Source organism: Algihabitans sp., assembly GCF_965226985.1.
Classification (GTDB): Bacteria; Pseudomonadota; Alphaproteobacteria; order Kiloniellales; family DSM-21159; genus Algihabitans.
Genome location: NZ_OZ245712.1, coordinates 3,013,269 through 3,025,281, shown reverse-complemented (window position 1 = coordinate 3,025,281; position 12,013 = coordinate 3,013,269). Strand labels below are relative to the sequence as shown.

Annotated in this window: 10 protein-coding genes and 2 tRNA genes; 4 read left to right on the top strand and 8 right to left on the bottom strand. The window is 64.5% G+C overall.

Annotation, left to right across the window (positions count from 1 at the left end; translation table 11 throughout):
- Positions 1–108: 108 nt before the first annotated feature.
- Entirely contained in the window at positions 109–840 is a 732-nt protein-coding gene (locus tag ACO054_RS13825; protein WP_421707166.1) for a pentapeptide repeat-containing protein, read from the top strand.
- A 111-nt stretch (positions 841–951) separates the two neighbouring features.
- Here the strand turns inward: ACO054_RS13825 and ACO054_RS13820 are convergent, their stop codons facing one another.
- Positions 952–1,443: a hypothetical protein gene (locus tag ACO054_RS13820; protein WP_421707165.1), complete on the bottom strand. Its 492-nt coding sequence runs from the start codon at positions 1,441–1,443 to the stop codon at positions 952–954.
- A 204-nt stretch (positions 1,444–1,647) separates the two neighbouring features.
- Between ACO054_RS13820 and ACO054_RS13815 the strand changes: the two genes are divergently transcribed.
- Together ACO054_RS13815 and ACO054_RS13810 are read left to right on the top strand one after the other, a co-directional pair.
- A complete protein-coding gene (locus ACO054_RS13815) occupies positions 1,648–2,898 on the top strand; it encodes a Zn-dependent hydrolase (RefSeq protein ID WP_421707164.1) in 1,251 nt (416 codons plus the stop codon).
- Between the two features lie 130 nt (positions 2,899–3,028).
- Positions 3,029–4,747, top strand: coding sequence for a methyl-accepting chemotaxis protein (locus tag ACO054_RS13810; protein ID WP_421707163.1), 1,719 nt, complete (start codon positions 3,029–3,031; stop codon positions 4,745–4,747).
- 103 nt (positions 4,748–4,850) lie between these two features.
- Here the strand turns inward: ACO054_RS13810 and ACO054_RS13805 are convergent.
- The 4 genes from ACO054_RS13805 to ACO054_RS13790 form a co-directional block, all read right to left on the bottom strand.
- Positions 4,851–4,927 (bottom strand) — tRNA-Ile (locus ACO054_RS13805).
- 268 nt (positions 4,928–5,195) lie between these two features.
- Entirely contained in the window at positions 5,196–6,554 is a 1,359-nt protein-coding gene (locus ACO054_RS13800; RefSeq protein WP_421707162.1) for a TRAP transporter large permease, read from the bottom strand.
- A gap of 9 nt (positions 6,555–6,563) precedes the next feature.
- Positions 6,564–7,232, bottom strand: coding sequence for a TRAP transporter small permease subunit (locus ACO054_RS13795; protein ID WP_421707161.1), 669 nt, complete (start codon positions 7,230–7,232; stop codon positions 6,564–6,566).
- 420 nt (positions 7,233–7,652) lie between these two features.
- Positions 7,653–8,711 (bottom strand): TRAP transporter substrate-binding protein, encoded by a 1,059-nt coding sequence (locus ACO054_RS13790; RefSeq protein ID WP_421707160.1) that lies wholly within the window; start codon positions 8,709–8,711, stop codon positions 7,653–7,655.
- Between the two features lie 548 nt (positions 8,712–9,259).
- On the opposite strand from ACO054_RS13790, the gene ACO054_RS13785 reads away from it, so the two are divergent.
- A tRNA-Pro gene (locus ACO054_RS13785) sits at positions 9,260–9,336 on the top strand.
- Between the two features lie 78 nt (positions 9,337–9,414).
- On the opposite strand, the gene ACO054_RS13780 is transcribed toward ACO054_RS13785, so the two are convergent.
- From ACO054_RS13780 to ACO054_RS13770, 3 genes are all read right to left on the bottom strand, one after another.
- Positions 9,415–10,734 (bottom strand): type II toxin-antitoxin system HipA family toxin, encoded by a 1,320-nt coding sequence (locus ACO054_RS13780; protein WP_421707159.1) that lies wholly within the window; start codon positions 10,732–10,734, stop codon positions 9,415–9,417.
- Positions 10,734–10,985, bottom strand: a complete 252-nt coding sequence (locus ACO054_RS13775) for a helix-turn-helix domain-containing protein (protein WP_421707158.1) — start codon at positions 10,983–10,985, stop codon at positions 10,734–10,736. Before ACO054_RS13775 ends, ACO054_RS13780 begins: the two co-directional genes overlap by 1 nt.
- Positions 10,986–11,464: 479 nt before the next feature.
- A complete protein-coding gene (locus ACO054_RS13770; protein WP_421707157.1) occupies positions 11,465–11,956 on the bottom strand; it encodes a hypothetical protein in 492 nt (163 codons plus the stop codon).
- Positions 11,957–12,013: the final 57 nt, after the last annotated feature.

Sequence of the window (12,013 nt, the reverse complement as noted above, 5' to 3'; positions counted from 1 at the left end):
CTGTGAAGAGACACACAGTCAAACCCGGTCACTCCATGCCAGGCCCTTTACGCCATATTCATGGGAAAGACTGCATAAAAGACAACACACCGGAGTCAGGGAAACAGGATGCGCCCTCTCACAATCGGATTCATCGTTGCCGTGGCCGTCGCCGCCGGTATCGCCGTCGCGGTGCAAGAGTGGAGTCCGGCGGGCGGCTGTTCCAGGGAGCCGGGGCCCGGCGTCGATTGGAGCGGCTGCAACCGTCAGGCGCTCGATCTGAGAGACGAAGGCTTGAACGGCATGATCTTCGCTGGCGCGGACATCGCCCGCTCCGTCCTGGCAGGCGCGGATCTGCGCGAGGCGGATTTCACGCGCGCCCGGCTGGACCGTGTGGCCTTCGACGGAGCCGATCTGCGCGAGGCGTCGTTCGACCGTGCCGAGGGGCCGCGGGCCAGTTTCCGAGACGCCGACCTGACCGGCGCCGATCTCAGTAAGGCGATTCTGCCGCGCGGTGACTTTGCCGGTGCCGCCCTGTCCGGGGTCGGCTTCGCCAAGGCCGATCTGCAGCGCAGCGATCTGCGGCGAGCCAACCTGGAAGGTGCGGATCTCAGTGAAACGATGCTGGCGCGTGCGGACCTGCGTGACGCGCGTCTGGGCGGCGCCGACTTGACGAAGGCCTACCTAATGATGGCCGATCTGCGGGGACTCGATCTCTCGACCGCCGAGGGACTGACGACGGCGCAGCTGGCGGAGGCCTGTGGCGATGCCGAGACCCGGTTGCCGGCCGGCGTGGCACGGCCGGACAGCTGGCCCTGCCGCTCGCTGGACGAGCCGGTGGATGACGAGACGGATGGATGAGGAGGCGGGTGGCCAGGACTGAGGCGGCCGCCGCTCCAAACCTTACGATTAGAGTAGGATTCACGCCTGAGGTGGGATCGCCGGAGCGAGTCCACCTCAGGCGATTCTGCTCTAGAAGGTAAAGAGCTTGAAGGCGGGGTCGGCCATCTTGGCGGCAACCATTGGCGGCTTGGCGACGCCGACGCCCGGCATCAAGGCGTCTGCCTCCAACGTGCGGTTTGGCAGGTAGATCGCGCAGACCTCCACCGTCGCGCCCTTGGCCAGCAGGCCCTCCAGCAGACTGCGCACCGTCATGCCGGTCGGCGTGATGGTCTGGGTCGCGGCCTCGGGCGCTGTCGCCAGGGCGAGATCGCCGGCGGGTCCGCAGAGCAGGAGGTCGACGCGGCCGCCTTTGCCCGCCACCTGGTTGGATAGGACCAGCGCCATCGCCTGAGTCTCGCTCTCCGCCGAGGTGAGCACGGTCAGCAGCGGCGCGGGTTTCTCCGCGGTCTCGCTGGCTTCGACGCGCTCAAGCGCAGTGATGGTAAGCGCGAAGACCAACGCGATCGCGAGTGGCGTCGTCAAGCGGGGCAGCCGTCGGCGGCGAGGGGTCGTGGAAGGCATAGCGGCAGTCACTCCTGCAGATGATGAGTGAGAGGCCCGTTGGGCCTGGGATCGCGCGAAACTGGCCTGGCCTTGCCGCCACCACGTTGATCCGGATCAATTACATTCAAAATGTCGCATGTGTTCGCGTCTGGTCCTGACGCGGCAGCTTCGGCACACTGCCGATCCGTCATGGATTCTTTTGTATTTGGAGGCTGATCCCCCGTGTCCGTCGCATCGCGTACCAATCTGGCCGTCAACGGCCCGCGCTTCTGGGAAACCATCGAGACCTCGGCCTCCATCGGCACCGGGCCGGAAGGCGGACTGAGGCGCCTTGCGCTGGGCGATGCCGACCGGGAGATGCGGGACCGCTTCGCCGCCTGGTGCGCGCAGGCCGGTTACGCCGTTTCGGTCGACCGTCTGGGCAATCTCTTCGCGCGCCGGGCCGGCGCCGATGAAAGCCTGCCGCCGGTTCTGATCGGCAGCCATCTGGACACCCAGGCGGCGGGCGGTCGTTTCGACGGCATTGTCGGCGTGCTGGGCGGGCTGGAGGTGCTGCGCAGCCTGGACGATCTGGAGATCGAGACCCGCCGCCCGGTCGAGGTGGTCAACTGGACGAACGAAGAGGGCGCGCGCTTTACGCCGCCGATGCTGTCCTCCGCCGTCTTCGCCGGCCTGCGCGAGCTGGACTGGGCTCTGGCGCGCGAGGACGATACCGGGATCACCGTCGGAGCGGAGCTGGACCGCATCGGCTACGCCGGCCCGGCGCCGGTCGGCGGACGCGAGCTGGACAGCTACTTCGAGATCCATATCGAGCAAGGGCCGCGTCTGGAAGCCGAAGGCTTTCGGGTCGGCCTGGTCACAGGCGCCTACGTCGCACGCGGCATGATCCTGAAGATCGAAGGGGAGAACGCGCACTCGGGCCCGACGGCCATGCATCTGCGCCAGAACGCCATCGTCGGTGCGGCCATGATGGCGGTCGCGGTCAACGAGGTCGGCTGGCGCTACTCCTGGTGCGACGGAAAATCCACCGTGGCCCGCTTGGAGGCTTGGCCGAACAAGCCGGGGATCCTGTCGGACGAGGCGCGGCTGTTCGTCGACTTCCGCAGCCCTGACGCCGAGATCACGGCCCGGATGGAGGCGGAGATCCGCGCCGCCTTGCCGGATGCCGAGCGGCGCAGCCAATGCCGCATCGAAGTGGCGGAAGACTGGACCTTCGGCGATCTGGCTTTCGACGAGGGCTTGCTGGACCTGGTCCGCACCACGGCCGGCCGCCTGGAGGTGCCGCTGCTGGAACTGCCCAGTCAGGCGGGCCACGACGCCTACAACCTATCCAAGCTTTGCCCCACGGTGCTGATCTTTACGCCCTGCGCCGGCGGGATTACCCACAACGAAAAAGAAGACACGACGTTGGAAGATCAACTTCCGGGCCTGAACGTCCTGCTAAATTCCGTCGTTGAACGCGCAGCCCGTTGAGCGCAGTCGAGGGACCTTCACTTCTATTCGTAACTAAGGGCAATTCTACCGCAATTAAGCATTTTGCAAGAGGTTTTGTGCAGTACTTCAGAATTGGAGAGATGGATATAACGGTTCCGGAGTACCTTCGATGAGGTTCAACCCCTTGGCACGGCTGCGTCTGACCTCACGGACCACGCTGTTGACGATCGGCCTGATCGCCTTCTCGATCGCAGCGGTCAGCGCCGTCACGATCTTCCAGCTAAACCGTGAGATCGAGCGTCAGGTGATCGATCGGCAGTCCGCAAGCCTTCGCATTGCCGCGATGATCATGGAGCAGAACTACAGCTCCTTCGAGGCGGAGTACGATGCCGACGGAGATGTGGTGAAGCTGACCATGCAGGAGATTCCCGAATTCCTGCATCATCTGGTGATCGATCAAATCGGCCAGATGACCGGTGAGACCGCGACGCTCTTCGCCTTTCAGGAGGAGGACGGCGACTTCTGGCGTCGGACCACCAACATCATCAAGCCGGACGGCCAGCGCGCCGTCGGGACGCCGCTGGGCAAGACGGGTGTGGTGCACGCGGCGATGATGCGGGGTGAAACCTTCCTGGGCGAAGCGAACATCCTGGGCCAGGACTACTACACCATCTACAAGCCGGTTTTCAGCCCGGACGATCGGGTCATCGGTATCCTCTACGCCGGCGTTCTGAAGTCCGAGATCATCGCGGTCCTGGACAAGCTGACGCTTGGCCTGGCCGGCTCTGCAGCGGTCCTGCTTCTGATTTCCGCCGCGGCCGCCTGGGGCCTGTTCCACTTGATGCTGCGCCCGATCCCGACGCTCGCCGGTGTGATGCAGCGCATGTCCCAGAACCAGAACGTTCAGGTCCCCTATCAGAACAAGCAGGATGAGCTGGGCGAGATGGCCCGCACCCTTGAGGTCTTCCGCGCCGGCCTGGAGGAGAACGAAAAGCTCCGTGCCGAGCAGCTGCAGTCCGAGCGTCGTGCCGAAGAGGAGAAGAAGGCCGCCCTGCAGAACCTGGCGGAACAGTTCGAGGCGGACGTGGGCCGCATCGTCGAGGCCGTGCGGCAGGGAAGCGCCGCCTTGAACCGCGAGGCGGGCAGCGTCTCGAGCCTGGTCGAGCAGACCGAGGGCACCTCGGCCCGCGTGGCGGGCTCCACGCAGGAAGCCTCCAACGCCGTGCAGTCGGTGGCCAGCGCCGCAGAGGAGCTGTCCTCCACCATCGCCGAGGTGACCCGTCAGGTGAACGAGGTCAACGACTTGACCTCGCAGGCAGGGCAGCGGGCCGCGGGGACGACCGAAACCGTCGGAGCGCTGAACGAGACGGCCGACAAGATCGGCGAGGTTGTGAGCCTGATCTCGGACATCGCGGAGCAGACGAACCTTCTGGCCTTGAACGCGACCATCGAGGCGGCGCGTGCTGGCGAGGCGGGCAAGGGCTTCGCGGTGGTGGCGAGCGAGGTGAAAAACCTGGCCACCCAGACGGCTAAGGCCACCGAGGATATCGGCAAGCGGATCTCCGAGATGCAGGGCATCTCCCAGGAGACCGTGCGCGCCATCGAGGGCATCCGTCAGGCCATCGAGAACGTCACCGGCATCGCCACGACGGTGGCCGCGGCTGTGGAGGAGCAGAACGCCGCAACCTCTGAGATCGCCCGCAGTGCCCAGGAGGCCGCCGCCGGTGTCGGCGTCTCGGCCGAGGGCATCGAGGAAGTGAGCGAGGGCAACCGCAACGCCCGCGCGGTGGTGGGCCAGATCGCCGAGGCCAGCGGTCAGCTGGTGAGCCACACCGACGATCTGGGGCAGGCCGTCACCGGCTTCGTCGCCAAGGTGCGCGCCTCGTAATCAGAGGCCCTCACGACGGAAGTGCAAGACGGAACGCGCCGGGCAGTCACAGCGACCGCCCGGCGCGTTGCTGTTTTGGGGGCGGCGATGCTCGGTGGGGAGGTGGTGGGCCCGGCAGGACTCGAACCTGCGACAACACCGTTATGAGCGGCGCGTTCTAACCAGCTGAACTACGGGCCCACGAGGCTCCGGCGAAGACCGCGAAGATACGGGCGCCGGGAGTGGGGTCAAGAGGCGAGCGTGCGCGCGGCGGTCCGCTCGGTCTCCTAGGTCGGCGTTCTTGCGGCAGCAGACTGTAGGGCGGGCTTGTCATCCTGGGCTAAGGCCATCCTTCGACAGGCTCAGGATGACGTCACAGGCTCAGGATGAAGTCGGAGTGTTGGAACTCCTCGTCTTCTCCCTGAGCCTGTCGAAGGGTCAGGGTTGTCACTCCGGTTCTTATGGCTCGCTAAAGCAGGGTTTGCGGTAGATAGAGAGCGATCTCCGGGAAGGCCATGATCAGCGCGAGACCGATCACCTGCAGGATCACAAAGGGGATGATGCCCTGATAGATCTGCTGGATCCGCACGCCGGCCGGGGCCACGCCCTTCATGTAGAAGAGCGCGAATCCGAAGGGTGGCGTGAGGAAGGATGTCTGTAGATTGACCGCCATCAGGATCGCGAACCAGGGCACCACCAGTGTCGTCAACGGGATGTGTGCGCCGAAGTCGAGAAGCTGGACGATCGGCGCGAAGACCGGCAGCACGATCAGCGTGATCTCGAACCAATCGAAGAAGAAGCCGAGGATGAAGACGACGGCCATCAGGGCGATCAGCACGCCCCAGGCGCCAACGCCGGAGCCCTGGACGATGTTCACGATCACCGTGTCGCCCTGCAGCATCTTGAAGACGAAGGAGAAGCAGGTCGCGCCGACGAAGATGCCGAAGAGCATCGCACCGGTCAGGGCCGCGCGCTCAACCACGTCGCGGAAGGTGCGAAAGTTCAGGCGGCCGTTGAACCAGGCCAGCAGCGTGGCCCCTAGCGCGCCGACGCCGGCGGCCTCCGTCGGCGTCGCGAGGCCGCCGAAGATCGAACCGAGCACCAGAACGATCAGGGCGATCGGCGGCAGGAAGGTGCGCAGCACCATCAGCGCCAGCTCGCCCCGGCTTTCCGGCCCGACCTCCTCCGGCAGGGGCGGGGCGATGTCCGGCCGCATGGCGGCGATACCCAGGATGTAGAGCATGTAGAAGGAGGCTAGCATCAGGCCGGGAAAGACCGCGCCGATGAAGAGCGTGCCGACCGGGATCGACAGCAGGTCGGCCATGATTACCAGCATGATGCTGGGCGGGATCAGGATTCCGAGCGTGCCCGAGGCGGCGATGGTGCCGGCCGCCAGGGGGACATGGTAGTTGCGCTGCATCATGACCGGCAGTGCCATCAGGGTCATCAGCACCACCGAGGCGCCGATGATGCCGGTGGTGGCGGCCAGGATGGTACCCATCAGGGTGACCGAAAGGGCAAGGCCGCCGGGCAGCCGCCGGGTCAGGACCTGCAGGGTATTGAGCAGATCCTCGGCAACGCCGGATTTCTCCAGCATCGTGCCCATGAAGATGAACATGGGAATCGCGACCAGCACCAGATTCTCCATGGTGCCGCCGTAGATCCGCAGGGGGATCAGCGTGAAACGCGCGAAGGTGAAGACGTCCATCGTCCAGCCGATGAAGCCGAACAGCAGGCCGACTCCGGCGAGGACGAAGGCCACGGGAAAACCGGTGAAGATGAACAGCGCCAGCGCGGCGAACATCAAAAGAGGAAGCGCTTCGATCATCGCCCCGACCTAACTCCCCTGCCTCTGGCGCCCGTGCAGGCGTTCGTACTCTTCCAGCTCTTCCTCGGCTTCGTGGACCAGTTCCTCAATGTCCGAATGCTCGACGAAGGTTCCGGCCTCCTGCCGCAACTCGGGTGGGCCGAAGAGATAGATGAAGTTGCGCAGCGCCACCGAGAGCGCGGCGAGACCGAGCACGATGAATCCGAGAGGCAGCATGCCCTTGATGATCCAGCGCATGGGCAGGCCGGTCAGCGCCGAGGACCGCTCGTTCAGCATGAAGGCGCGTTCGGCGAAGTCGTAACCGTAGCTGACGACGACGTAGCAGTATGGCACCACGAAGGCGATAGCGCCGAACAGCTCGAACCAGGCGCGCAGGCGCGGATTGATCTTCTCGCGCACCACCTCCACCCGGACGTGGGCGTTCTTGATGTAGGCGTAGCCGAGGCAGAGCAGGAAGAGGATGGCGTGGAGGTGCCACTCCATCTCCTGCAGCTTGGTCGAACCGATCTCGCGGTACATGAAGGTGTCGATCAAGTCCGGATAGAACTCGATCAGTTTGCGCATGGTGATGTCGACGACGATGATCAGCATCAGCGGCACCGCGAGCCAAGCGGCGATCCGTCCGATCCAGCTGACGATAGCGGCCAGCACGTCGCTGACTTTCATCAGGGCATACATGAGCGCGACCTAACCCTCCCCAAGACCGCCGGCCAAGACCGCCGGCCAAAACCGCGGGACGCGCCGATGCCGCTCGACCCGTGACGGTCAGCCGACGTCCGCTCCCGTGCGTGTCGTCGTTCCTGCCGGGGTTGCTCCCCGATCTCCCATTATCGCGGCTCGACCGCCAATCGCCGATGTTCGAGGGCTGACGTCCGGTCTTCTCAGCCTCGATTTAGCAACCTCGACGGTGAGGATCTTACCATCTCGGCCGTACTGCCCACCCGGAGAAGCGGCAACACGGCGAAGGTGGCGAGAAGGGCCTGGATGTTCTGAACGTGGATGTTCGGGAGTGTATGCGGAGCAGCGCTCCAGGCGGTTCGGAGGGGCTGGCGCCCGGCCCGAAGCCGCCTGGAGTCTGCCGTAAGATCAGCGATCCGGTTACCGCAGGTAGCCCAACTCGCCCCAGCGCTTGTAGTTCTCGCGGAAGGCCGAGAGCGACTCCCAGACGCGGGCGAAGTCTTCGTCGCCGGCGCTTTCTTCCATAACCACCTCTTCCCAGGCGGCTTCCAGCTCAGCCAGGATCTCGGGCGACCAGCTATGGATGGTCACGCCCTTCTCCTCCAGTTCGGCCAGCGCGGCGAACTGCAGATATTCGCCTTCGGCAATGCCGTGCCGCACGGAGTCGCCGCAGACTGCCTCGATCTGGGCGCGTTGCGTGTCGGTCAGGCCGTCCCACAGCGCCTTGTTGATCATCAGGTCGAACATGGTCGACTGCTGGTGCCAGCCGGGGAAGTAGTAGTGCTTGGCGACCTGGTAGAAACCGAGATTGAGGTCGATCGCCGGCATGGAGAACTCGGTTGCGTCGATCGTGCCGAGCTCAAGGGCGGGGAAGATGTCGCCGCCGGCCAGAAGCTGGGTCGAGACACCCATCTTCTCCATGACCTTCGCGCCCAGGCCGAAGAAGCGCATCTTCAGGCCGCGCAGGTCGTCGGCCGTCTCGATCGGCTGACGGAACCAGCCGGAGGCCTCCGGCGCGATCACGCCGCAGATCACGGAGTGGATGCCGAAGCGATTGTAGATCTCCTCGAACATCTCCTTGCCGCCGCCGAAGTAGTACCAGGCCATGTACTCGCCCGAGCGGGGACCGAAGGGCACAGCGCCGAACAGCGGCAGAGAGGGGACCTTGCCGGCCCAGTAGCCGGGGGTCGACCAGCCGGCCTCCACCGCGCCGGTAGCCACGGCATCGAAGACCTCCAGAGCCGGCACGATGGCGCCCGGCTCCTGGAAGACGATGTTGATCTCGCCATCCGAGACTTCGCGCAGCTTCTCCTCGATACGCTTGCCCAGCGTGCCGAGCTGGGTGAGCGAGCCGGGATAGGTCGACTGCATGTTCCAATTGACCGTCTGGGCCTTGACCTCCGCCGTGGTGGCGAAGGTGGCCAGACTGGCCGCTGCCGCCAAAGCGACCGCGGTCTGCGTGACTGCACGCACTTTCATCCTGGAGTTCCTCCCTGTGATTGGCCTCCCCGCCTCGGACTTTGCCGCTGCGGCGCTTAACAAATTCTACCTTCGAGGGAGACCCGACGGTTTGCCCGCTTCTTTAGCCCCACAGCGCCCGGTTTTCCCGGCACCGCAGGGTTCGGCCGCCTTGTTCAGCTTTGGCTGCGCCACCCGTCCCCCTCAAACGGGATGCAAACCCTAGCCAAGCTGCCCCCGGCCCACAAGCCGTAAGTCCACCCCTCCCGGCGATCAGCTGGAATCTCACCACGATGTCGCCGGCTGCGCCGATTTCATGCTGAATTCAGCACGTTAGCGACCTGGGGTGCTGGTCTGCGGTTTCGCGCAGGCGAGCAGGGCGCCCCGACACTGCGCTGGACGGGGTTTTCGCCCAGGTGGGCACCTGCGCAGGAGCTTCGCGCGGGCATCGCCCCGGAGGGCATTGCGTGGGGCACGGGGCCGGGCTATATAGCGCCGCCCGTGTCGCGCGTCGGCCGATGTGGCCTGGATCGCAGGTCAGCCGAAACGCCGCCGCCGACCGGTTTTGCCGGGGAGTAGCTCAGCCTGGTAGAGCACTACGTTCGGGACGTAGGGGCCGGAGGTTCGAATCCTCTCTCCCCGACCAGGTTTTAGTGATCGAAGCGCCTCGGCTCCCCGCCGGGGCGCTTCTGTCTTAACGGCATCACGGGTGTGACCCCTATGATTAGGATGCGTCCGCTAGTCGGAAACTTGCTAGGCGAGCCGCGACCGCGACTTTGACAGACTCGTGCAGAGAGGCCGGGAAGGCCGTCGGCAGAGCCGCTTCGAGCTTTGCCATCGCGCTGTCCGCCGTGGCAGCTATCTCTTCGACCGCTGAGCGGACCAGTCGTTTGGGGAGACCGGCTTCATCGCCTGTTTGCAGGAAGTGACGCGCGTGAATCCGGTCGATGCGGTCATGACGGTTTCTGCCGACCGACATTGCCAGCTTCATCTGCCGAAGATTGATTTGATGGTTGTCGAGGCTGGGTTGCGCCGTCAGAACGTCGTAGAGCGGTGTCAGCCGAAAGCTTCCGCCCGAACCCAGATAGATGCTGAAGTTCTTTGCATGGCCGTCCGTGGCGCCGAGCAGCCAGAAAAGTAGCTGCGCCTTGACGAAGACCATCTGATCTTCAACCGGCGTGTCGCTGCCTTTCAGAAGATCGAGGATCGCGACTATGCCTGGGCCACCGTCACTTTGGTATTTGAGCGTTGGAGGCACAGACAGGGCCTGACAGCAGTCTTCCTGTGGTAGCCGCAGCAGCCGGCCGTCTTTTGTCCAGCGGCGATCGAAACGCTCGATGACGAGCGCCTTGGTTTCTCCGAAGGTTTCGATCTTCGCCGCATTCACCGGAAGGCCGAAAGCCTCGATGAACTTCAGACAGTAGAATTCGTTCTCGACGCTGTCCGAAAGGTCGATGCCGTTCGGCAGTTGACCGATCGGCGGCTTGAATAGGTGGGTGGTTGGCGTAGTGCCGTGAGGTTTGAGCCATTTGCCGTCGTGCCGAAGCAGAGCGGTTTTTTCCTGCGCGCCCGCCACCGATATGCGGAAGGTGTCGTCACGACTGAGACCCAGCGGCGCCTGAGTCAGGCTGCGAAGCAGCCGGTCTATGGCTTCGGCATCGACAACATCGCCCTCGATCTTGCCGGTGATATCGATTTCTTCCTCGCCATCGGCAATGAATTGGAAGGCTCCGACGCAATCCCGTCCGATAGCCGCAAGCAAGTTATAGGCGTCGATCCCGTGGGCCCCCACCTTCTCGGCGACGAGGCGGCGCAGCCTCTCGGAGTCGGGCAGAAGGTTTTCGAAGACCGCGGCAACAGCTTCGCCACGGAAGGGCGTCTCGCGCAGGGGCAAGGACAGGGACGCCGGCATGGCTTGCTCCCAGTCCAGCCAGCTTTGGTCGTAGTGAAAGCCGATCAGGCCGCTGGGCTCTCTGGTCAGATGGCCGACGAGACGATTGTTCTGGAAGACCTGCAGCGGTGGATGCCGGCGGCGGCGAGGCATCAAAAGATGTTCTCAATGTCGTCCGCACGTGTCTTGGAGCGCGGCAGGACTCTGAATTCCAGGTCGAGCGCGGCAAGGACCGCCAGGATCGTTTCCAGCTTCGCGGCCGGATTTCCTGTCTCGATCAGGGAAATGGTCTCTTGCCGTAAACCGGCCAGATTCCCCAGTTCTCTCTGATTAAGGCCCTGTTTTTTGCGGTTACGTTGTACGATGGCCCCGATCTGCTTGGGATTGCGCGCCAAGTCCTTCATATCGATTTTATGAGCTCATTCCGATAAAAATGCAATATCGGTCTTGGCACATAAAATGGCTTTATGCGCCAAATCCCATAAAAATATTTATGAGAAGTGGCGCATAAACGCTGGTTTTATCCGCCTTATGATGGACGCGCCTCACGCAGGGCGAGGTTTATAGCCTCAAGTCGGCCGGTTCGATTTCCCTGCCCACGTTCGATTTCCCTGCCCACGCAAGATAAGCGGTTCATCTGTCGCGGAAGCTTCGTTGGGGCCGCTCAACATTTCCAGCGTTCTGTTGCGAACAGGATGCAAAAAACTCCGTCGCCCGGCGTGCCATGCGGGTGGCCGCCGGAGCGGGCGGGAAGGGGCCCGGCTCCGGCGGCCGTCGCGCGCTCGGCCGGGTGGGACCGGCGGCGCAGCGACTCACGTTTCTTCGCGTCACGTCTGCTTGCGCCCCTTTCGGCGCGAGGCTCGGATCAAGGGCGCGAGTTGGATCAGGGGCGTGGGCTGGGCGGCGCCTTGTCGAGAAGTTCGGCTTCATGGTGCAAGGCGCGGGCCTGGCGTTTGTGCCAGTCGATGGCGGCGCGCTGCTCGGCGGAGAGAAAGGCGGGACCGCATTCCAGGGTCATGGCTTCGCCTCGATGGACCTGCGCCCGCTCCTGCAGCAGCGCCACCTGCAGGGCGCGATAGTCCGCGTTCAGCGCGGCGGCGATCTTTTCGGCCGTGCGTCTTTCGCCTTCGCAGATCTCGCCGGGCCGGCGCGGCAGGCCGAGCGGATAGACCAACCGCACCTCGATGGTCTCAAGCAGCCGCCCGCCGGCATCGCGCAGCAGGACCTCGTTGGGGCTCTCGGGATCGACCCGGTACAGCCCGGCGCCGATGGACCCGGCCTTCGCCGCATCAAGCTCGACTTGCCGCTGCGTGACTTCCGGATCTCGGGGCCGCCGCTGCGAGACTTGACCGAGCTTGTCGGGCGTGTGCTGCATATCGACCCCTGTGCCTCCGTTCGAAGCTTGCGGCCGAACGCCCGCCGCGCGGCCCGC